This is a genomic window from Mycobacterium sp. NPDC003449 (genome assembly GCF_053588415.1).
The window spans coordinates 1-21,770 of record NZ_JBSFPX010000129.1; the positions used below are offsets into that span (position 1 = coordinate 1).

Here is a 21,770-nt window from a genome sequence, read left to right on the forward strand (position 1 = left end):
CCACCACGCGACCGCAGCACGCCATCGCCAACCCCGGCGAAAAATCGAGGCTAGGGCGCCATGGTAGCCACGTCGTGCATCGGGCGCGTAACGAGCGCTTCGATCGGGTCGACCAGCATCCCACCGACGGCGAGCAGGACATCGGTGTGGCCGGTAACCATCGCGACAACGCACACCGCCAGCCAGGACGCGACGATGACGACTACCGTGGTCAGAAAATACTTGAGCGCGGTCAGCCAGATGAGAAGACATGCCTCCCCCTCACAGGGGTTTAAAGCGACGAGACGACCGTGGCCGTCCCCACCGCGACCCCATCGGCCTCCGCATACTTTCGGGAGACTCAGAACCCGGTTCACCGTGCTGGTACGCATCGCCGCTGGTCAGAGGAATGATCAAAACCCCGTTGCACTGTGTGCCTGATAGGCACACAATGGATGGCATGGCTATGAAGACAGAGCGGTTCGCGGTGCGCCTGACTGCGGAGCAAGACGCGCTGATTCGTCGTGCCGCCGAAGTGGAAGGGACAGACCTGACCAACTTCACGGTGACCGCGACGCTGGCTCATGCCCGTGACGTGCTCGCCGATCGCCGGCTGTTCATGCTCGACGCGCCGGCCTGGTCGGAATTCGTGTCGACGCTGGACCGGCCGGTGTCGCACAAGCCGCGGCTGGAGAAGTTGTTCGCGGAGCCCTCGATCTTCGACGAGTGAGCGGCTACAGCGCGCCCCGACCGATCAGCGAACACGATGTGGTCGCCGAGTTCGACAGCGGCGAACCCAACCTGGACGACTACCTGCGGAGACGCGCCCTGGCCAACCACGTTGAGGGTGCCTCCCGGTGCTTCGTAGCGTGCCGCGACGGACGTGTCGTCGGGTTCTACGCGCTGGCCTCGGCGGCGGTGGAGCGCGCTGGCACACCCGGACGGGTGCGGCGCAACATGCCCGACCCGGTGCCGGTGATCTTGTTGTCGCGGCTGGCGATCGACCGCAAGGAACAGCGCCAGGGGCTGGGCGCCCAGCTGCTGCGGGATGCGATCACCCGCGCGGTGGCCGCCGCCGAGATCATCGGTGTACGGGCACTACTGGTGCACGCGCTGCATGAGCAGGCCCGCACTTTCTACGCCCACTTCGACTTCGAGCCGTCGCCGACCGACCCGCTGCACCTGCTGCTGTTGATCAAAGACGCCCGCGTCCTGCTCGACCCGCCGCAGAAGTGACCGCTGATGCCCGACACGGAGCACGAACTGGGTGCTCGGCGGTGGCGATCGGCGGAGACCTTCCGGGGGTTTCTCGCCCACACGGACGAGTTTTGGCGGTCCCCGGAGGGCCGGCAGCTCCAGGCCGCTCAGGTGAAGGGCACGCGGTGGCGTAACGAGGACCTGGAATTCGAGTGGGCGGCGTTCCCCGACAAGCGATTCACTGTCGAAAACGCCGATATTTTCTGGGCTGGCGCGCTCATCCATCGGATGAACTGCCTCGGCGCCACGGTGGGCGCGCCTACCTTCCCCTGGGCGGTGGCAACGACGGCCTCGACGTCACGCTCCGATCCGAGGAGGACTTGGAGCTCGAAATCCCGCAGCCCTGACGCAGGGCGGGTCGCTCAGGTACTACCGCGCAACCACAAAGGTCACGAACCATTTCTGGTTCGTGACCTTTGTGTCTGCGGTTCTCTGGAACCGCTCGCGGTGGGCGAAGGGGGACTTGAACCCCCACGTCCCGAAGGACACTGGCACCTGAAGCCAGCGCGTCTGCCATTCCGCCACTCGCCCGAATGACCGAGGCAGCGTATCACTGCGCGCGCCCGGTTCCCAAACCGCGTTGACCAGGGCCGGAATTCGCCAACGAATCCTTCAACGGTCGTCAAGATCGGATCACTGACCAGCCACGATCTGATTCTCAGAGTTCTGTTGGTCCCGCATCACCATGCCAGGCCGATACCATGCATGTGAACGGTGTGGCCAGAGCGACACGCGGTAGCACGGCCGACCGCATGACCACCAACGACGACGAGTAAAGGCGGGCGGTGACATGGGTCTTGTCGACCGCATCGAACGCAAACTCGAATCGACGGTGGGCAATGCGTTCGCCCGGGTTTTCGGTGGTTCCATTGTGCCGCAGGAGGTCGAGGCGGCATTATGCCGCGAGGCAGAGTCTGGATCCCGCACTGTTGGTGGTGGCCAGGTTTTGGCACCGAACGACTACGTAATTACCCTCAGTGGGACCGATTATCAGAAGGTAAGCGCCGATACTGACCTGACCTCAACCGCGTTCGCCAAACATCTGGGGGGATTTATCCATGATCAGGGGTGGCAAACGTATGGTGATGTGGTCGTTAGATTCGAGCGTTCACCGAACTTGCACACCGGACAGTTCCGCGCTCACGGCGCGGTCAACCCCGATTCGACCGCTGGCGAATCCGCGCGAGCCCAACGCCATGATGCGTTCACCGCAGAATCAGGAGAACCACCTATGACCGATAATCCGAATTACCGCGGCGGCCAGGGACAAGGGCGGCCAGGCGACGATTATTACGACGACCGCTACGGACGTCAGGACGATCGCGGCGGCCAGTACCCGCCCGACCAGGGTGGCTATCCCCCGCAGGATCAGGGCGGCTACCCGCCCCGTGGCGGCGGTTACCCCGACCAGGGCGGATACCCGGACCAGGGTGGGTACCCCGATCAGGGCGGCTATCCGGACCAGGGCGGCTACCCGCCGCCGCCGGATCAGGGCGGTTACCCGCCGCAGTCCTATGAGCAACGCCCGCCCGGCGGCGGGTACGGCGGCCCCGGCGGACCGGGCGGCGGCTACGACCAGCCCCCCGGCCGCGGATACGGACCGCCTCCCGGCGGCTACGGCCCGCCCCCCGGCGGGCAGCCCGGCTACGGCGGCGGCCCCGGCCCGGACTACGACTACGGACGCCCGCCGGGGCCCGGTCGCCAGGATGATTACGGCCGGCCGGACCCGCGTCAGGGTGGCAGCTACCCCGACCAGGGTGGGTACCCCGATCAGGGCGGCTACGGCGGCCAGGCCTACGGCCGGCCCGACTACGGTCAGCAGCCCGACTACGGCCACGGCTACGGCGAGCCGGCGCCGGGCGGCTACCCCGAGCCCGGTTACGGCGACCAGGGCCGTGATTTCGACTACGGCGCCCAGGGCGGCGCGCAGGCCGGATACGGCGGCGGCTACGGCGCGGCCGATTACCAGGCCGGCGGCGCGGCCGTCACGCTGCAGCTCGACGACGGCAGCGGGCGCACCTACCAGCTCCGCGAGGGCGCCAATGTGATCGGCCGTGGCCAGGACGCCCAGTTCCGGCTGCCCGACACCGGTGTGTCACGCCGGCACCTGGAGATCCGGTGGGACGGCCAGGTGGCCCTGCTGTCGGACCTCAACTCCACCAACGGCACCACGGTGAACAACGCACCGGTGCAGGAGTGGCAGCTGGCCGACGGCGATGTGATCCGGCTGGGTCACTCCGAGATCATCGTGCGCGTGCACTGAGCGTCGCGGACCGGACACAACGGGGTGACAAGCAGCCCGCTTCACCCGCATGCCCATGGTCGTCCAAGTATCGTGACGTTGCCTATAGTCGCTGAGCAGCAACGGATCGGGTACGGAAAGGACGTCGGATGCAGGGGTTAGTGCTGCAGCTGACGCGCGTCGGGTTCCTGTTGCTGCTGTGGCTGTTCATCTGGTCGGTGCTGCGCATCCTGCGCACCGACATCTACGCCCCCACCGGCGCGGTGATGGTGCGGCGTGGCCTTGCGTTGCGCGGCTCCCTGCTGCCGAGCCGGCAGAAACGGCATGTGGCCAGGCAACTGGTGGTGACCGAGGGCGCACTGGCCGGCACCCGGATCACGCTGGGCGGCCAACCGGTGCTGATCGGACGGGCCGACGACTCGACGCTGGTGCTCACCGACGACTATGCGTCGACGCGCCACGCCCGGCTGTCACCACGCGGAGCCGAGTGGTACGTCGAAGACCTAGGATCGACCAACGGCACATACCTTGACAGGGCGAAGGTGACAACAGCGGTAAGGGTTCCCATTGGCGCGCCGGTGCGAATCGGCAAGACGGTAATCGAGTTACGTCCGTGAGGCCCCGCGCCCGTACGCGAGGAGCACTATTGATCCCGCGCCCGCGAGGAGCGATATGACACTCGTCCTCCGATATGCCGCGCGCAGCGACCGCGGGCTGGTCCGGGCCAACAACGAGGACTCGGTGTACGCCGGTGCCCGGCTGCTGGCCCTGGCCGACGGTATGGGCGGGCACGCGGCGGGCGAGGTGGCCTCCCAGCTCGTCATCGCGGCGCTGGCCCACCTCGACGACGACGAGCCCGGCGGCGACCTGCTCAGCAAGCTCGACACCGCGGTCGGCGAGGGCAACTCGGCGATCGCGGCCCATGTGGAGGCCGATCCCGAACTCGACGGTATGGGCACGACGCTCACCGCCATCCTGTTCGCCGGTAACCGGCTCGGCCTGGTCCACATCGGCGATTCCCGGGGCTACCTGCTGCGCGACGGCGAGTTCACCCAGATCACCAAGGACGACACCTTCGTCCAGACGCTCGTCGACGAGGGCCGCATCACCGCCGAGGAGGCGCACAGCCACCCGCAGCGCTCACTGATCATGCGGGCGCTCACCGGTCACGAGGTGGAGCCCACCCTGATCATGCGGGAGGCCAGGGCCGGTGACCGCTACCTGCTGTGCTCGGACGGCCTGTCCGACCCGGTCAGCCAGGACACCATCCACGAGGCCCTGCTGCTGGAGGACGTGGCCGAAAGCGCCGACCGGCTCATCGAGTTGGCGTTGCGCGGCGGCGGCCCCGACAACGTGACCGTCGTGGTCGCCGACGTCGTCGACTACGACTACGGCCAGACCCAGCCGATCCTGGCCGGCGCGGTCTCCGGCAACGACGATCAGACCGTGCCCCCGGACACGGCCGCCGGGCGGGCGTCGGCGTTCAACCCGCGCCGCAACGAACCCAAGCGGGTGGTGCCGCAGCCCGCCGAACCGGCCCGCAAGCCGCGGTCGCGGCGCCGGTTCATGATCGCGGCGGTCCTGCTCGTCCTGGTCGTGGCGGGTGGGCTGGCGATCGGCCGCGAGATCATCCGCAACAACTATTACGTGGGCGCCCACGACGGCACCGTGTCGATCATGCGCGGGGTGCAGGGCTCCTTCCTCGGGGTGTCCCTGCAGGAGCCGTACCGGCTGGGCTGCCTCAACACCCGCAACGAGCTGTCGCTGATCGGCGCCGACGAGAACCACGACGGGCTGGGCTGCCGGCTGATGGCCGTCGACGATATGCGTCCGTCCGAACGCGCCCAGGTGGTCGCCGGGCTGCCGGGCGGCACCGTGGACGAGGCGTTCGCCCAGATCGGCGAACTGGCCCGCAGCTCGGTTCTGCCGGTGTGCACGCCGCGCAAGGCCACCACCACCTCGACCACCCCCACGACCACTCCCCCGCCGCCACCCACCCCGACGCCCGAGTCCGGCGCGCGTGCACCCGGCTCTCCGGCACCCGAGACCCCGACGAGCGTGCCCCCACCTCCGCCACCGTCCCCGTCGCCCACCGTCACCGCACTGCCTCCCCCGCCACCGGAACCGGGGACGAACTGCCGGGCGGTGTCATGACGACGCAGCCCCAGTCGCCGGTTACCGTCATGCCGCCGTTACCGAACCGGCGCAACGCGGAACTGCTGCTGCTGGGGTTCGCGGTGTTCATCACCACCGTCGCACTGCTGATCGTCGAGACCAATCAGGAGCAGGGCCTGACCTGGGACCTGGCCCGCTACGCGATCGGCTACCTGGCCCTGTTCGGCGGCGCGCACCTGGCCGTGCGGCGCTTCGCGCCCTACGCCGACCCGCTGCTGCTGCCGGTGGTGGCGCTGCTCAACGGGCTCGGCCTGGTGATGATCCACCGCCTCGACCTGACCAAGGGTGAGCTGACCTCCGACGGTATGGGCGGCACCGCCACCCAGCAGATGCTGTGGACCCTGGCCGGCGTGATCGGCTTCGCGGTGGTGGTCGCCTTTCTCTCCGACCACCGGATGCTGGCCCGCTACGGCTACATCTGCGGGCTGACCGGTCTTGTGCTGCTGGTGATTCCGGCACTGCTGCCGGCCAAGTACTCCGAGCAGTACGGGGCCAAGATCTGGATTCAGTTCCCCGGGTTCCACATTCAGCCCGCGGAGTTCTCCAAGATCCTGCTGCTGATCTTCTTCTCCGCCGTGCTGGTGGCCAAACGCAGCCTGTTCACCAGTGCCGGTAAGCATTTCCTCGGGGTCGACCTGCCCCGCCCCCGCGACCTGGCGCCGCTACTGCTGGCCTGGGCGGCGTCGGTGGGTGTGATGGTCTTCGAAAAAGATCTGGGCACTTCACTTCTGCTCTTCGCATCGTTTCTGGTGCTGCTCTACATCGCCACCGAACGCCTCAGCTGGGTCATCATCGGGCTGGCCCTGTTCGCCGTGGGAAGTGTTGTGGCATATCAGATTTTCGGTCACGTCCGGGTGCGGGTGCAGACCTGGCTCGACCCGTTCGCCGACCCCGACGGGGCCGGATATCAGATCGTGCAGTCGCTGTTCAGTTTCGCCACGGGCGGCATCTTCGGCACCGGCCTCGGTAACGGACAGCCAGGGACGGTTCCGGCCGCCGCGACCGATTTCATCATCGCCGCGATCGGCGAGGAACTCGGATTGGTCGGTCTCTCAGGCGTTCTCATGCTCTACACGATCGTCGTGATCCGCGGCCTGCGCACCGCGATCGCCGTCCGCGACAGCTTCGGCAAGCTGCTGGCCGCGGGGCTGGCCTCGACGCTGGCCATCCAGTTGTTCATCGTCGTCGGCGGCGTCACCAAGCTGATCCCGCTGACCGGTCTGACCACGCCATGGATGTCCTACGGCGGCTCCTCGCTAGTGGCCAACTACGTCCTGCTGGCCATCCTGCTGCGGATCTCGCATGCGGCGCGGCGCCCGATCGGCGCCACCAGGGCGCCGAACGCCACCCCGATCGCCACCGCGGGCACCGAGGTGATCGAGAAGGTATGAACACCTCCCTGCGCCGGGTAGCCGTCACGATCATGGTGCTGATCGTGCTGTTGCTGGCCAACGCCACCATGACTCAGGTATTCACCGCCGACGGGCTGCGCACCGACCCCCGCAACCAGCGCGTGCTGCTCGACGAATACTCGCGCCAGCGCGGCCAGATCAGTGCGGGCGGTCAGCTGCTGGCCTACTCGGTCGCCACCGACGGGCGGTTCCGGTTCCTGCGCGTCTACCCGGATGCGCAGGCCTACGCCCCGGTCAGCGGCTTCTACTCGCTGGGCTACTCGAGCACCGGCCTGGAACGGGCCGAGGACACCATCCTCAACGGCTCCGATGAGCGCCTGTTCGGGCGCAGGCTGGCCGACTTCTTCACCGGCCGCGACCCGCGCGGCGGCAATGTCGACACCACCATCAAGCCCGAGGTGCAGCGGGCCGCGTGGGATGCCATGCAGTCGGGCTGCGACGGCCCGTGCAAGGGCTCGGTGGTGGCCCTGGAGCCCTCGACCGGCAAGATCCTGGCCATGGTGTCGGCACCCTCCTATGACCCCAACCTGCTGGCCACCCATGACCTGAAGGCCCAGACGGCGGCCTGGGAGCAGCTGCGCGACGATCCGTCATCGCCGCTGCTCAACCGGGCCATCTCGGAGACCTATCCGCCGGGTTCGACGTTCAAGGTGATCACCACCGCCGCGGCCCTGCAGTCCGGGGCCACCCCGGAAACCCAGCTGACCGCCGCGCCCAGCATCGCGCTGCCGGACAGCACCGCGAGCCTGCAGAACTTCGGTGGGGCACCGTGCGGACCGGCACCGACCGCATCGCTGCGGGAGGCGTTCGCGAAGTCCTGCAACACCGCGTTCGTCCAACTCGGCATCGACACCGGAACCGACAAGCTGACGTCGACGGCCCAGGCGTTCGGGCTGGACGTCGCACCGCCGGCCATCCCGCTGCAGGTGGCCCAGTCGACCACCGGCCCCATCTCGGATGCCGCGGCGCTGGGCATGTCCAGCATCGGGCAGCGCGATGTGGCGCTGACCCCGCTGCAGAACGCCCAGGTGGCCGCGACCATCGCCAATGACGGGATTGCGATGCGCCCGTATCTTGTCGATAACCTCAAGGGGCCGGACCTGGCCACCATCGCCACCACCGCGCCCGCCCAGGAGCGCAGGGCGGTGTCACCCCAGGTCGCGGCTACACTTACGGACTTGATGGTCGGCGCCGAGCAGGTGACGCAGCAGAAGGGAGCCATCGCCGGCGTGCAGATCGCTTCGAAAACCGGTACGGCAGAGCATGGGCCAGACCCCCGGAACACTCCGCCACATGCCTGGTACATCGCCTTCGCACCGGCCACCGACCCCAAGGTCGCGGTGGCGGTGCTGGTCGAGGACGGCGGCGACCGGTTGTCGGCCACTGGCGGCGCACTGGCCGCCCCAATCGGACGCGCCACCATCGCGGCGGCGCTGCGGGAGGGAACATGAGTCCCCGAGTACGACCGGGAGAGCGGACGATGGGCCCGGCGGCGAGGGGCGAGCGGGGACCGGACCGACTGGGAGTCGAGGAATGAGCCCACGTGTCGGAGTCACGCTGTCGGGCCGGTACCGGCTGCAGCGTCTCATCGCCACCGGCGGTATGGGCCAGGTGTGGGAGGCCGTCGACTCGCGGCTGGGCCGCCGGGTGGCGGTCAAGGTGCTCAAGGCCGAGTTCTCGACCGACGCCGAGTTCGTGGAGCGGTTCCGGGCCGAGGCCCGCACCGTCGCGATGCTCAACCACCCCGGGATCGCCAGCGTGTACGACTACGGCGAGACCGAGCTGGACGGTGAGGGCCGCACCGCCTACCTGGTGATGGAGTTGATCAACGGCGAGCCGCTGAACTCGGTGATCAAACGCACCGGGCGGCTGTCACTGCGGCATGCCCTGGACATGCTCGAGCAGACCGGCCGGGCCCTGCAGGTCGCCCACACCGCGGGCCTGGTGCACCGCGACGTCAAACCCGGCAACATCCTGATCACCCCGACCGGGCAGGTCAAGCTCACCGACTTCGGCATCGCCAAGGCCGTCGACGCCGCACCGGTCACCCAGACCGGCATGGTCATGGGCACCGCCCAGTACATCGCGCCCGAGCAGGCGCTCGGACATGACGCCACCGCGGCCAGCGATGTGTACTCACTGGGCGTCGTCGGCTACGAGTCGGTGTCGGGCAAGCGCCCGTTCACCGGCGACGGTGCGCTGACGGTGGCGATGAAACACATCAAGGAGACCCCGCCGCCGCTGCCCGCCGATCTGCCGCCCAATGTGCGGGAGCTGATCGAGATCACCCTGGTCAAGAACCCGGGCATGCGTTACAAATCGGGCGGGCCGTTCGCCGACGCGGTGGCCGCGGTGCGTTCGGGCCGGCGCCCCCCGCGCCCGAATCAGGCGCCGACGCTGGGCCGGGCGGCGCCCGCCGCGGTGCCCTCGGCGGCGCAGGCGCGCGCGGCCGCCGACCTGAACCGTCGCACCCCGGTGACCGCGCCCCGGTCCAGGCCGGCCGGCACCAGTGCCCACCGCACCCCGCCGCCGCGGCGCACGTTCACCTCCGGTCAGCGGGCCCTGCTGTGGGCCGCGGGTGTGCTCGGCGCGTTGGCCATCGTGATCGCGATCCTCATCGTGCTCAACTCGCGTGAGCAGCAACCGACCTCACCGCCTGCCGTCACCGATACGGTGACCGAGACGACGCCGTACGAGTCTCCGGCCGCACTGGCGCCGCTGGGATCCCTCGCGAGCGTGCCCCAGTCGGCCCTGGCGGTTCCATGGGCACCAGAACAGATACTCCGATGACCACGCCTCAACACCTCTCCGACCGATACGAACTCGGCGAAATCCTCGGCTTCGGCGGCATGTCCGAAGTTCATCTCGCGCGCGACACCCGGCTGCACCGCGATGTCGCGGTCAAGGTGCTGCGCGCCGACCTGGCCCGCGACCCCAGCTTCTACCTGCGTTTCCGCCGTGAGGCGCAGAACGCCGCGGCGCTGAACCATCCGGCGATCGTCGCGGTCTATGACACCGGCGAGGCCGAGACGCCCAACGGTCCGCTGCCCTACATCGTGATGGAGTACGTCGACGGCGTGACGCTGCGCGACATCGTGCACAACGACGGTCCGATCCCGACCCGCCGCGCGATCGAGATCATCGCCGATGCCTGCCAGGCGCTGAACTTCAGCCACCAGCACGGCATCATCCACCGCGACGTCAAACCGGCCAACATCATGATCAGCAAGAACAACGCTGTGAAGGTGATGGACTTCGGCATCGCGCGGGCGCTGGCCGATACCGGCAACAGCGTCACCCAGACCGCCGCGGTGATCGGGACCGCGCAGTACCTGTCCCCCGAGCAGGCCCGCGGTGAGACGGTCGACGCCCGCTCCGACGTCTACTCGCTGGGCTGCGTGCTGTACGAGATCCTCACCGGGGAACCACCGTTCATCGGCGATTCCCCGGTCGCGGTGGCCTATCAGCATGTCCGGGAGGACCCGGTCCCGCCGTCGCACAGGCACAACGACATCTCCCCCGAACTCGACGCCGTGGTGCTCAAGGCGCTGGCCAAGAACCCCGACAACCGTTACCAGTCGGCGGCCGAGATGCGCACCGACCTGATCCGGGTGCACAGCGGCGAGGCGCCCGACGCGCCCAAGGTGCTCACCGACGCCGACCGCACCTCGATGCTGGCGGCCCCGCCGGTGATCACGCACGGCGCCGCGACCCAGCACATGCCGGCGCCCGAGCCGCGGCCCTACGGACAGCGGGACCGCAACACCTCGGTGGCGCGCTGGCTGATCGCGGTCGCGGTGCTCGCGGTGCTCACCGTGGTGGTGACCGTCGCGATCAACATGATGGGTGACAAACCGCGCGATGTGCAGGTCCCCGATGTGGTCAACCAACTCGCCGACGACGCGGTCGCGGCCCTGCAGAACCGCGGCTTCAAGACCGTGCTCAACCGGCAACCCGACAACAAGGTCGCACCCGAGCGGGTGATCAGCACCGACCCGGCGGCCGACACCGCGGCCAGCGCGGGCGACGAGATCACCATCAACGTCTCCACCGGCCCCGAGCAGGCCCTGGTGCCCGATGTGGCGGGCCTGACGCCGTCGCAGGCCCGCCAGAAACTCAAGGACGCCGGCTTCGAGAAGACCAAGGAGTCCCCGAGCCCGTCCACCCCGGAGCAGAAGGGCAAGGTCCTCGCGACCAACCCGCCGGGCAATCAGACCGCGGCGATCATCAACGAGATCACCATCGTCGTCGGCTCCGGACCGGAGAACGTCACCATTCCCGACTGCGTGGGCCAGACGGTCGACACCTGCAAGTCGATCCTCGGCGCCTCCGGTTTCGTGAACGTGGTACCGGTCGACGTCGACGACACCACGCCATCCGGCCAGGTGGTGGGTGTGGACCCGGCCGCCGGCCAGTCCGCGCCGAAGGATGCGGTGATCCAGATCCGGGTGTCGCGCGGCAACCAGTTCGTCATGCCCGACGTGGTCGGCCAGTTCTGGGACGACGTGTATCCGCGGCTGACCGCGCTGGGCTGGACCGGGGTGCTCGACAAGGGGCCCGACGTTCCCAACAGCGGGCAGCGCACCGCGGCCGTGGTCACCCAGAGCCCGGCCGCGGGCAGCAAGGTGACCTACGGCTCGAAGGTCACGCTGAGCTTCGCGTCGTAGCCGCCGCGACCGTCCGGGCCACCTCGTCCTCCAGGGTGCGCACCAGGGTCTCGGCCGGGGCGGCGCCACAGTAGCCGAGCCAGTTGGCCAGCATCCGGTGCCCGCCCTCGGTCAGGATCGACTCCGGGTGGAACTGCACGCCGTGGATCGGCAGTTCGGTGTGCCGCACCGCCATGATGACCCCGCTGTCGGTACGACCGGTGGCCTCCAACACGGCCGGCAGCGTCTCCGGCAGGATGGTCAGCGAGTGGTAGCGGGTCGCGGTGAACGGATCCGGAAGTCCTTTCAGCACACCGACATCGGCGTGGTGAACCACGCTCGTCTTACCGTGCAGGAGTTCGGGCGCGCGGTCCACGGTGCCGCCGAATGCGACGCCGATGGCCTGATGGCCCAGGCATACGCCGAGCAGGGGGGTGCCCGCCGCCGCGCAGGCCCGCACCAGCGGAATGGATGCGCCGGCCCGTTCGGGTGTGCCGGGTCCGGGGCTGAGCAGCACGCCGTCGAAATCGGCTGCGGCCGTCTCGATATCGGTATCGGTGGCCAGCCGCTCGTCGTCGTTGCGCCACACCTGGGCCTCGACCCCGAGCTGGCCGAGGTACTGCACCAGGTTGAAGACGAAGCTGTCGTAGTTGTCGACCACCAGAACCCGCATTGACGTAGGCTACCGGCCCCGAGAACGACGTTAATACCCGATCGGTCCCGCGGGTTTTGCGTACCGCATCCGCACCGGGTCGGTGTGACCGACCAGGTCGACCTGGGCGCGCGGCTCTTCGGTGTAGCCCAGCCCGAACCGCAGCACGTACTGCTTGTAGAGGGTCACCAGCGGTGCGGCCGCCAGCGCCGCCTGCATGGCGGCCGAATCGCCGACGGCGGTGACGACATAGGGCGGGCTGTAGGTGCGGCCGTTGAGCAGCAGGGTGTTTCCGACGCAGCGGGGAGCCGAGGTGGCGATGATCCGCTGATCCTGCATCTGGATGCCCTCGGCGCCCGCGCTCCACAAGGCGTTCAGCACCGCCTGGATGTCCTGCTGGTGCACCACCAGGTCGTCAGGGGCGGCGTCGCGTGGAAATCGGCCCTGGGCGTCGCGCTGGGCATCGTTGAGGGTGACGACCAGGCCGGGGCCCCGCATCGGGTCGACGCCGGCATCGGCGGCCAGCCGCGCGGACCGCTCGTCGATGGCGGTCAGCGCGGTGTGCGATTCCGGCGAGCCGCCGTGATGGCTGTCGATCTCGGTCGACAGCGCATCCCGCTGCGCGGTGAGCCGGTCGACCGACTGCTGGGACTCGCGCACCTGGTCGACCAGGCGTGGGGCGTCGCTGCGGCGAATCTCGTCACCACCGGAAACGCCGTGGGTCGCGGCCAGCAGCAGGCCCGCGAGCAGGCACACCACGGGTACGCCGAGGCGCCACCGGGATCGCTCGGGTCGGTCCATCGATTGGGCTCCTGGACGTGCGGTTACGTTAGGCTCGTGAGGCATCCTGCTTCATCGTCGCACCGTGTGACGCCGACTGTCCGCGAAGGTACCCATGCCCAAGTCCAAAGTCCGTAAAAAGAACGACTTCACCATCAAGCCGGTGAGCCGGACGCCGGTCAAGGTGAAAGCCGGACCGTCCAGTGTCTGGTTCGTGGCCCTGTTCATCGGCCTCATGCTGTTCGGCCTGGTCTGGCTGCTGGTGTTTCAGCTGGCCGCGACCAATCCCGTCGACACTCCGTCGTTGCTGCAGTGGATGGCCGATCTCGGTCCGTGGAACTACGCGATCGCCTTTGCCTTCATGATCAGTGGCCTGTTGCTCACGATGCGCTGGCGCTGAACCGGGGACCGATCATAATGAATTCATCTTATGGTTCGAGGGTCGCCCGCTCAGCAACGCCGCGCACGTTCAATCACACCGTTGTGATTCATCCCCATTGGGGATAGCACTTGTGGATAACTTCATTAGTCGCGGTAAGAGGGTGTGAACAACCCGTGCAGCAAACTAGTTGGAGCCCACCCGCTTCAGGAGTCGCAGGTTGCGGCATAGCCGGACTTATGATGGCTATCGGAGCTGTGACCGTAATCACAGACCCCCCGGGGCGTGTTCTTGCCGGCATTGCCGCCGTGGGCTTGCTCACGTTTGCAACGTTTTCTTGGCGGGCCAGGCCGAAACTGGCAATCAGCCAAGACGGTCTCAGCTTCGGGGGCTGGTGGCGCACCCGAACGCTTCAGCCCAATGACATCCGGTCCATCCGGATCACCGAGTTCCGGCGGATCGCGCGAAAAGTACGCCTTTTGGAGATCGACACTGTCGATGACCGGCTGCTCGTCCTCACCCGCTGGGATCTGGGTACGGACCCGTTGAACGTCCTGGACGCCCTCAAAGCCGCCGGCTACTGAAACGACCCGCACACACGCGCGACGCCCCCGCGAACGGGGGCGTCGCAGTGCGTATCCGGGTCAGGTCGTGGCTATGACACCGTGACCGATTCGATGACCACCGGCTCGGCCGGGCGATCGCTGCGGTCGGTGGGGGTGGTGGCGATCGCGTCGACGACCTTCTGCGACTCGGGGTCCACGACCTCACCGAAGATGGTGTGTTTGCGGTTCAGGTGCGGGGTCTTGCCCACGGTGATGAAGAACTGCGAGCCGTTGGTGCCCGGCCCGGCGTTGGCCATGGCCAGCAGGTAGGGCTTGTCGAACTGGAGTTCCGGGTGGAACTCGTCGGCGAACTGGTATCCCGGGCCGCCGCGACCGGTGCCGGTCGGGTCGCCGCCCTGGATCATGAACCCGTCGATGACGCGGTGGAAGACCGCGCCGTCGTAGAACGGTCCCGACGGGCTGCCCTTGGCGTTCTCGGTGCTGTAGTCCTTGGTGCCCTGTGCCAAACCGACGAAGTTGGCCACGGTCTTGGGAGCGTGGTTACCGAACAGTGCGATCTTGATATCGCCGCGGTTGGTGTGCAGGGTGGCCGTCGCGGTCTGAATGGGGCTCGTCACGGGAAGCCAGTCTGCCATCCCGGCCCCGCCGGGTTCGACGGCACCCACCAGTTGCACCCCGCCCGGCGCCGAAGATGGCAGGCTGGGGAGGCCAGTCCACCCAGTTGGTCAGAAAGGTGCGAGATGACCGCGAATGCCGATGCCCGGTTGGCCCCCAGTCAACGACTTTCCCGCGGCCTGAAATACACCGCGGTGGGGCCGGTCTACATCGCCCGCGGCGTCACGGGCCTCGGCCTGGACGCCGCCCAGGCCACCGCCTCGGAGGTGCGCACGCGCTACCGGAGCGGCCGGCTGCGTCGTCAGCTGGCCGCGGCCGCCGAGACCGTCGCCTCGCTGCCCGAGGTGCTGCAGGAGGCGGCGGCACCGCCCAAGCGCAGGCGCAGGCCGCTGCTCATCGCCGCCGCGGCGGCCGCGGTGCTCGCCTGCGGTGCGGTTGCGTTCTCGGTGATCCGGCGTTCGACCAGGCCGGAGCCGCCGTCACCGCTGCCGCCGAGCGTGGAGGTCACCCCCAAGCCGTAGCGGCTACCCGCCCTCGGCGACCTTCTTGATCGCGGCCAGGGTCACCGGGATACCGCTGAGCGCCGCCTCGCTGCGCGCGGCGATCTCGGCGTCGGCCCGGTCGCCGAACCGTTCGCGGAAACCTGCGAGCCCGCGGTCGAGGAAGTTCCAGGTCTCGGTGAGCCGGGTGCCGCCGTCCTCGGCCGCCAGGTGATAGCCCCAGCGGACCCAGCCGTTGTTGACCTCCCAGACGAAGGTGCGCCCCGGTTCGGCGGCCACCACCTGGCTGCGGGTCTCCCACTCCCGGTCGGGCGTCACGTTGCGCCCGGTGAACCACGCGCCGGCCCGCGGCCCGGCACCATCCTCCCAACGGCACTCCCGGCAGATCGGGCTCCACTCCCCGGTGCGGGTCACATCGGAGACGATGGCGTAGAGATCGTCGGGGGAGACCGCGACGTGGATCGAGTCGGAGAACTCCAGTGCGGGTGCGGCGCTACTCACCGTCGTCGCCGGCCCCGTTGTTGGGGTTGGTGCAGATGGTGCCCTCGCACGGCACATCCGAACCGTCCCCGTTCGGGTTGGGCATCACCCCGCCACCGTTCTCATCCGGGTTGTCCCCGGCGCCATGATTCGGGTTGGTGCAGATGGTGCCTTCACACGGCACATCCGAACCGTCCCCGTTCGGGTTGGGCATCACCGCGCCGCCGTTCTCGTCCGGATTGGGCCCGGCGCCATGGTTCGGGTTGGTGCAAATGGTGCCCTCACACGGCACCATCGAGCCGTCGCCGTTCGGATTGGGCATCATCGGGACCGTGGTGCTGGCCGGCGCTTTGGGGGCCGGGGTACCGGCGGCGGGTGCGTGGGTTGCCGGATGGGGAGCACTGGCGGGCGCCGACGTTTTCGCCGGGGCGGGCTCGGCGGCGTCGTTACTGCACGCCGCGGAACCGCACACCAGCAACGTCGCCCCGACCATCACCATGCTGCGCAAGAGTTTCATGTGCATCGACGTTATCAACCGATCGTGGATGTCGTTGGCAGTTGCGGTATTCACCGTCGCACACCGTTGAGCTGTTGTCGACCCTCCGTGATGAGATTGCGAATGGCGCTGATAACGAACGCATTACGTGTCGCGGACCGGCGCCTCGGCACACCCGGTGGGGTACGCCCGGCCGAAATGGTGTGGTGTGTCAGCAACTTCCTCGTCAGCTGGTCCTCTGGGGTTACCGCCCGCAGCTGATACTCGCATACGCGCAGGCCGTGACGCCGGGGCCGGCCTGGGCGATGTCGCTGAGACGGGCTCGCGCGGCCCGGCGGGTCAGCACATCTCGCCGACGGCGACCCGGCCCGTCACGATCGAGTTCGCGATCTCCCCGCTGCGCACCGCGATGTTGGACAGCAGCGAGGACGTGAGCCCGTGCGTGTGCTCGGTGTTGCCCTGGATGTAGAGACCTCCCGCCGTGGCAGGCACCGTGGACAACCGGTAGTCCCGCGACACCGCCGGGCGCCCGGTGTCGTCGAGCACCAGGTCCCGGGACAGCTCACCGAGAATCCCGTCCAGCCGGGCCGGGAGAAATCCCGTCGCGTAAATGACCGCATCACACTCGATCTCGTCTACCGACTCGGTCGGGTGGTGCCGGATCCGCACCGTGACGCCGTCCTCGCGCTCCTCGGTGCCGTGCAGGCTCGACGCGCCGCGCAGAAACAACCGGCGCTGCCCCGCCACCCGCTCCGCGTACTCGCGGGCGTACAGCTCCTCGATCAGCGGCAGGTCGACGGCCGAATAGTTGGTGCTGCGGTGGTAGGTCAACAACCGGTCGCGCACCGACGGGTCGGCGGCGTAGAAATCGTCGACCGCGTCCGGGTCGAAGATCCGGTTGGCGAACGGACTGTCATCGGCCGGGCTGTACCCGTACTTCGCGAATACGCCATGCACCTCATTGGCCGGTGACAGGTCGTGCAGATAGCCGCAGACCTCGGCGGCGCTCTGCCCGGCGCCCACCACGACATAGCGATGGTGCCGGGGTTCGGGCATCGCCGCCAGGTTGTGCAGCAGTCCGTGATTGTGGAACTGACGCCGGGTTCCGGTGACACCCGGCGGCAGTTGCGGTGCCAGCCCGCCCGCGATCACGACATTGCGGGCCCGCAGGATCCCCTCGTGCGCACCGGCGACGTGCACGTCGAACGCCCCGTCGACATCGCCGATCCGGGTCACCCGCGAGCCGTAGCGCACCGCGGCGTCGACCTTGTCCGCGGCCCACGACAGGTAGTCGTGGAACTCCAGGCGGGTGGGGAAGAAGGTCTTGTAGTTGATGAACTCGGTGAGCCTGCCCCGCTCGGTGAGGTAATTCAGGAACGTGAACTCGCTCTGCGGGTTGCGCTGGGTGACCAGATCTTTCAGGAACGAGATCTGCATTGTCGCCCCGGGGATCAACATCCCGGTGTGCCAACCGAACTCGGGCTTGATCTCGACGAACTCGGCGCGGACCGCGCTGTCCGGATGGGACTGGTTGTGCTCGGCGACGGCAATGGCCAGCGCGAGGTTGGACGGCCCGAACCCGACGCCGACCAGGTCGAGCACATCCCGGTAACCGTCGTGGATCGGGCGGCTGGTCGGATAACTCCCGTTGGTCGACATCACACCCGCCCCGCCAACTGCTCGGGCGCGCCGGGAACCGGCTCGGCCGGGTCAGAACCTAGCGCCACAATGTGATTGGCCGAGTCCACGTGGACCACCTTCGGCTGGTGGGTGATTCGCTCGGCCTCGTCGAGTTGGACGAAAGCCATGATGATCACCAGGTTGGACGGTGAGATCAAGTGTGCTGCAGCGCCATTGATTCCGATGACGCCGGAGCCCCTGGGCCCGGCGATGGCGTAGGTGATCAGGCGCGCGCCGCTAGTGATGTCGACGACGTGCACCTGCTCGCCCTCGACGATGTCGGCCGAATCCATCAGATCCGCATCGATCGTGATGGAGCCGACGTAGTGCAGATCGGCTTGAGTCACCGTAGCGCGGTGAATCTTGCTTGCGAGGATCAGTCGCTGCATAGCTGTCCCCTTCCTATATGCAGTCGAAAATCGGCAGGGCAGATGAAAGTCGATTCCCCCAGCGATACCCAAGCGAAGGCTAACCTATCCTGCAGCTGATGCAACACCCAGCATTCCGCTTGCTACTCCGTGTGTTTCGTTCGAGCAGCATCCACCGGGCATCTTTTCTGTCAGGTTACTGGCAGTTTCCTGTCAATAGGCGAGGTCTTGCGGTTATGCCAGCCTAAGTTAATATTCCGTCTGGCCTTGAGGAGAGGGGAAACTCCGCGTGAAAACTCAATATCGATCCCTGCGTCGCGTGGTGGCGGTGCTCACAGCAACGCTCGTCACCGTCGCCGCGGTCGCCGCTTGTGGCTCGGAAGCAAAGCAGGACAATGCATCTGCACCCATCACTATCAGCCATAAGTTCGGCGAGACGAAGGTTCCGGCCAATCCGGAGCGGGTGGTGACGGTCGGCTGGACGGACCAGGATTTCGTACTTCCCCTCGGCGTCGTCCCGGTGAGTACCCGCGAATTCTCGGAGAATTACAACGATCTGCCGTGGGTCCAGAAAGCCACCGACGGTAAAGGTCTGACCACCTGGGGTGCGGACTCGATCGACTTCGAGGCGATCGCGGCCCAGAAGCCGGATCTGATCCTCGCCATCTACGAAACCATCGATCAGCAGACCTACGACCGGCTTTCGCAGATCGCCCCCACGGTGATCCAGTCCGCCGACTACGCGGACGAGGAGACCCCGTGGGATGTCCAGTTGCTCACCACCGGTAAGGCTCTCGGAAAAGAGGCCGAGGCGAAAGATCTTGTGAATACGGTGCAACAAAAGATCGGTGACGCCCGTAAGAGCAACCCCGAGTTCGACGGGAAGACGCTCGTGGTCGACTTCGGCCCGGCCGACGGCGGGCATTATCTGTTGGGCGAGCAGGATCCCCGCCGGTCCCTGTTCACCGCGCTCGGATTCAAGACCCAGGATGTGGTCGGCGATGTGAGCGAGGAGAAGCTCGAACTCCTCGACCGCGACGTGCTGTTTGTCAACGGGGCCACCAAGGAGGACCTCGCCTCGTCGCCGGCGTTCACCCGGCTGGGTGTGGTCCGCGACGGGCGCACGCTCTACACCAACTTCGAGTCCAAGCTCAGCGACGCCCTGACCTACAGCGGTCCCGATTCACTGCTCTACGCGCTCGACGTGGTGACACCGCAACTGGCCAACGCGCTCAACGGCAGGCCGGTCGCCGATCTGGCCGACGCCTGACTCGCCCCGCCGCGCACGCCGACCGATGCCCCGCCGCTCACCGCGGCGGGGCATCGGTCGTCAGGGGCCGGCCAGGGCCCCGGCGATCAGCGGACCCAGCCGCCGCAGGGTGGTCGCGTCCATGAGTTCGGAATGGCGGCATTCCAGCTCGACGACGTGCAACTCACCGGCGACGTGGTCGCGCCAGCCGTGTGAGGCGACCCCGGTCAGATCCATCTCAAGGATGGTGGCGTCGACGAAGAACACGTCACCGCGATAGCGGCCGTAGTCGGCGGCGGCGGTCAGACGTTCCGCGGCGACATAGTTCTCCACCACCATGGCGATCTGCTCGTCGTCGAGGACGGTGATCGCGTCGTCGCTGCCCCGGACCAGCCGCACGGCCTCGGGCACCGTCAGCCGGGTCCCCGGGTCGACGGCGAATCCCATCTCCCGCAGCAGCCCGGCCAGCACGGCGGGCGCGTCGAACTCCGTGGCCGGGTCGGCCAGGTCGGTGCGGGCATCGAGCAATCCCACGAAGCCGACCTCGCGGCCCCGCCGGACCAGCTCCTGGGCCATCAGCAGCGCCAGCGAACCACCGAACGACCAACCGAGCAGACGTACCGGCCCGTCCGGGGCCACCGCCGTCACGGTGTCGACGTACTGGGCGGCCAGGTCCGCAATCGTGGTCGCCGGGGTGGCACCGCTGAACAGCGGTGACTGCAGGCCGTAGATCGGCACCTCGTCGGGCAGATACCGTTTGAGCCCGGCGAACTGCCAGCTGAGCCCGCTGGCCGGATGCACGCAGAACAACGGCGCACCGGTACCCGACACCCGCAGCGGCAGCACCGGGGCCAGGCTCGCGGCCGGCCCGCCGTCGGTGTCGAGGCGCTCCTCGATCTGGGCCACTGTCGGGGCGACCATGAGATCGGCGACCGGGATGTCCACCGCGAACTCGCGTCTGAGCGCGGCCGCGAGCCGCACCAGCAGCAGGGAGTGCCCACCGAGCATGAAGAAGTCGTCGTCGATCCCGACGTCGTCGACGCCGAGCACGGTGCCGAACAACTCGCACAGGCGGCGTTGCCGTCCGGTGCCCGCCGGCCGGCCCGCGCCGGTGAGACGGTCCGGGGAGGGTAATGCCCTGCGGTCGAGCTTTCCGCTGGGTGTCAGCGGAAACTCGTCCAGGGCAACGAATCCCGACGGCACCATATGGATGGGCAAGGTCGCGGCCGCGTGCTCGCGCAGCTCGTCGGCGGCCACCTCGCCGTCCGGCAGGTAGTAGGCCACCAGGCGGTCGTCGCGCACCACCACCCTGGCCGACGCGACCGCCGGGTGGGTCGCGAGTACCGCCTCGATCTCGCCCGGCTCGATCCGCACACCCCGCAGCTTGATCTGCTCGTCGGAGCGGCCGAGGTACTCCAGTTGTCCATCGGGCCGCCACCGCACCACGTCACCGGTCCGGTACATCCGCGCGCCCGGCAGATGCGGGCAGGCCACGAAGCGCTGCGCGGTGAGGCCGGGCCGGTGCAGATAGCCGTCGGCCAATTGCACACCGGCCAGGTACAACTCGCCGGGCGCCCCGGCCGGGACCGGGTTCAGATACTCGTCGAGCACGTACACCCGGACGTTCCAGCCCGGGACGCCCAGCGCCACCGGGCCGCCGTCGGCGGTCCAGCCCAGTACGTCGACCGCGGCCTCGGTGGGTCCGTACAGGTTGTGCAACGGCACGCCGGGGAACCGGTCGGCGAACCGCGCGGCCAGTTCGGTGGGCAGCGCCTCGCCACCCACGGTGACCCGGCTCAGCGATGTGCACCGGGCGGCGCCGGGTTCGTCGAGGAACACCTCGAGCATCGACGGCACGAAGTCGACGGCCGTGACGTGTTCGGCGGCGATGGTGTCGGCGAGATAGCCCGGCTCGCGGTGCCCGCCCGGCCGCGCGACCACGAGGGTGGCCCCGACGCTCAACGGCCAGAACATCTCCCACACCGAGGTGTCGAAGCTGATCGGGGTCTTGACCAGCATCCGGTCGCCGGCGCCCAGCGGGTAGGCGTGCTGCAGCCAGGCGATCCGGTTGACGATTCCGGCGTGCGCCACCGCGACACCCTTGGGCCTGCCGGTCGATCCCGAGGTGTAGAGCACATACCCCCACGACGCCGGGTCCAGCTGCGGGCCCGGTGAATTCGGCCGGTCGCGGGCCGACCGGACGGTGCCGGGCCCGTCGATCACCAGGGCCGGTGCGGCGTCGGAGACCATGTACGCGAGCCGGTCCGCCGGGTACTCGGGGTCCAGCGGCAGGA

General features: G+C 68.2%; 21 protein-coding genes, 1 tRNA gene and 1 pseudogene. 14 read left to right on the forward strand and 9 right to left on the reverse strand.

The features are described 5' to 3' along the window. The 3 genes and pseudogenes from ACWDTP_RS26315 to ACWDTP_RS26325 form a co-directional block, all read left to right on the forward strand. Window positions 1-275: hypothetical protein (locus ACWDTP_RS26315; protein ID WP_450025269.1), on the forward strand; the 275-nt coding region annotated here is incomplete at its 5' end. 128 nt (window positions 276-403) lie between these two features. Further along, a pseudogene (locus ACWDTP_RS26320) lies at window positions 404-709 on the forward strand (type II toxin-antitoxin system TacA family antitoxin); the annotation flags it as partial. Continuing rightward, complete coding sequence (locus ACWDTP_RS26325) at window positions 706-1,215, forward strand: GNAT family N-acetyltransferase (protein WP_450025271.1); 510 nt, start codon at window positions 706-708, stop codon at window positions 1,213-1,215. The pseudogene ACWDTP_RS26320 and the gene ACWDTP_RS26325, both read left to right, overlap by 4 nt. Window positions 1,216-1,684: 469 nt before the next feature. On the opposite strand, the gene ACWDTP_RS26330 is transcribed toward ACWDTP_RS26325, so the two are convergent. Further along, window positions 1,685-1,767 (reverse strand) — tRNA-Leu (locus ACWDTP_RS26330). Between the two features lie 259 nt (window positions 1,768-2,026). Between ACWDTP_RS26330 and ACWDTP_RS26335 the strand changes: the two genes are divergently transcribed. From ACWDTP_RS26335 to pknB, 7 genes are all read left to right on the forward strand, one after another. After that, a complete protein-coding gene (locus ACWDTP_RS26335; RefSeq protein ID WP_450025273.1) occupies window positions 2,027-3,499 on the forward strand; it encodes a DUF3662 and FHA domain-containing protein in 1,473 nt (490 codons plus the stop codon). A gap of 128 nt (window positions 3,500-3,627) precedes the next feature. Next, window positions 3,628-4,095, forward strand: a complete 468-nt coding sequence (locus tag ACWDTP_RS26340) for an FHA domain-containing protein FhaB/FipA (RefSeq protein WP_450025275.1) — start codon at window positions 3,628-3,630, stop codon at window positions 4,093-4,095. 55 nt (window positions 4,096-4,150) lie between these two features. After that, window positions 4,151-5,632 (forward strand): PP2C family protein-serine/threonine phosphatase, encoded by a 1,482-nt coding sequence (locus ACWDTP_RS26345; RefSeq protein ID WP_450025277.1) that lies wholly within the window; start codon window positions 4,151-4,153, stop codon window positions 5,630-5,632. After that, window positions 5,629-7,044, forward strand: coding sequence for an FtsW/RodA/SpoVE family cell cycle protein (locus ACWDTP_RS26350; protein ID WP_450025279.1), 1,416 nt, complete (start codon window positions 5,629-5,631; stop codon window positions 7,042-7,044). The genes ACWDTP_RS26345 and ACWDTP_RS26350 overlap by 4 nt, the downstream gene beginning before the upstream one ends. Further along, a complete protein-coding gene (gene pbpA / locus ACWDTP_RS26355; RefSeq protein ID WP_450025281.1) occupies window positions 7,041-8,516 on the forward strand; it encodes a D,D-transpeptidase PbpA in 1,476 nt (491 codons plus the stop codon). The genes ACWDTP_RS26350 and pbpA overlap by 4 nt, the downstream gene beginning before the upstream one ends. Window positions 8,517-8,598: 82 nt before the next feature. Further along, window positions 8,599-9,855 (forward strand): protein kinase domain-containing protein, encoded by a 1,257-nt coding sequence (locus ACWDTP_RS26360; protein ID WP_450025283.1) that lies wholly within the window; start codon window positions 8,599-8,601, stop codon window positions 9,853-9,855. Next, window positions 9,852-11,732, forward strand: a complete 1,881-nt coding sequence (pknB, locus tag ACWDTP_RS26365; protein ID WP_450025285.1) for a Stk1 family PASTA domain-containing Ser/Thr kinase — start codon at window positions 9,852-9,854, stop codon at window positions 11,730-11,732. Before ACWDTP_RS26360 ends, pknB begins: the two co-directional genes overlap by 4 nt. Here pknB and ACWDTP_RS26370 read toward each other — a convergent pair. Further along, a complete protein-coding gene (locus ACWDTP_RS26370; protein WP_450025287.1) occupies window positions 11,710-12,384 on the reverse strand; it encodes an aminodeoxychorismate/anthranilate synthase component II in 675 nt (224 codons plus the stop codon). The genes pknB and ACWDTP_RS26370 overlap by 23 nt on opposite strands. 30 nt (window positions 12,385-12,414) lie before the next feature. Next, complete coding sequence (locus ACWDTP_RS26375) at window positions 12,415-13,164, reverse strand: DUF881 domain-containing protein (protein WP_450025289.1); 750 nt, start codon at window positions 13,162-13,164, stop codon at window positions 12,415-12,417. Window positions 13,165-13,258: 94 nt separating this feature from the next. Here ACWDTP_RS26375 and crgA point away from each other — a divergent pair, with 94 nt between their 5' ends. Next, window positions 13,259-13,543 (forward strand): cell division protein CrgA, encoded by a 285-nt coding sequence (gene crgA, locus ACWDTP_RS26380; protein ID WP_450025291.1) that lies wholly within the window; start codon window positions 13,259-13,261, stop codon window positions 13,541-13,543. A 155-nt stretch (window positions 13,544-13,698) separates the two neighbouring features. Further along, entirely contained in the window at window positions 13,699-14,106 is a 408-nt protein-coding gene (locus ACWDTP_RS26385) for a PH domain-containing protein (RefSeq protein ID WP_450025293.1), read from the forward strand. A 71-nt stretch (window positions 14,107-14,177) separates the two neighbouring features. Here the strand turns inward: ACWDTP_RS26385 and ACWDTP_RS26390 are convergent, their stop codons facing one another. Continuing rightward, window positions 14,178-14,723, reverse strand: a complete 546-nt coding sequence (locus ACWDTP_RS26390; protein WP_450025309.1) for a peptidylprolyl isomerase — start codon at window positions 14,721-14,723, stop codon at window positions 14,178-14,180. Between the two features lie 105 nt (window positions 14,724-14,828). Here ACWDTP_RS26390 and cwsA point away from each other — a divergent pair, with 105 nt between their 5' ends. Continuing rightward, window positions 14,829-15,224: a cell wall synthesis protein CwsA gene (gene cwsA / locus ACWDTP_RS26395; RefSeq protein ID WP_450025295.1), complete on the forward strand. Its 396-nt coding sequence runs from the start codon at window positions 14,829-14,831 to the stop codon at window positions 15,222-15,224. Between the two features lie 3 nt (window positions 15,225-15,227). Here cwsA and ACWDTP_RS26400 read toward each other — a convergent pair whose 3' ends face one another. From ACWDTP_RS26400 to panD, 4 genes are all read right to left on the reverse strand, one after another. Then, window positions 15,228-15,704, reverse strand: coding sequence for an SRPBCC family protein (locus ACWDTP_RS26400; RefSeq protein ID WP_450025297.1), 477 nt, complete (start codon window positions 15,702-15,704; stop codon window positions 15,228-15,230). Continuing rightward, window positions 15,697-16,200: a hypothetical protein gene (locus tag ACWDTP_RS26405; protein ID WP_450025299.1), complete on the reverse strand. Its 504-nt coding sequence runs from the start codon at window positions 16,198-16,200 to the stop codon at window positions 15,697-15,699. Before ACWDTP_RS26405 ends, ACWDTP_RS26400 begins: the two co-directional genes overlap by 8 nt. Before the next feature lie 318 nt (window positions 16,201-16,518). Beyond that, complete coding sequence (locus ACWDTP_RS26410) at window positions 16,519-17,838, reverse strand: lysine N(6)-hydroxylase/L-ornithine N(5)-oxygenase family protein (RefSeq protein ID WP_450025301.1); 1,320 nt, start codon at window positions 17,836-17,838, stop codon at window positions 16,519-16,521. Further along, complete coding sequence (gene panD, locus ACWDTP_RS26415; RefSeq protein WP_450025303.1) at window positions 17,838-18,248, reverse strand: aspartate 1-decarboxylase; 411 nt, start codon at window positions 18,246-18,248, stop codon at window positions 17,838-17,840. Before panD ends, ACWDTP_RS26410 begins: the two co-directional genes overlap by 1 nt. Before the next feature lie 307 nt (window positions 18,249-18,555). On the opposite strand from panD, the gene ACWDTP_RS26420 reads away from it, so the two are divergent. After that, a complete protein-coding gene (locus tag ACWDTP_RS26420; RefSeq protein WP_450025305.1) occupies window positions 18,556-19,497 on the forward strand; it encodes an iron-siderophore ABC transporter substrate-binding protein in 942 nt (313 codons plus the stop codon). A 60-nt stretch (window positions 19,498-19,557) separates the two neighbouring features. On the opposite strand, the gene ACWDTP_RS26425 is transcribed toward ACWDTP_RS26420, so the two are convergent. Next, the coding region (locus ACWDTP_RS26425; RefSeq protein ID WP_450025307.1) for an amino acid adenylation domain-containing protein at window positions 19,558-21,770 on the reverse strand (2,213 nt) is incomplete at its 5' end.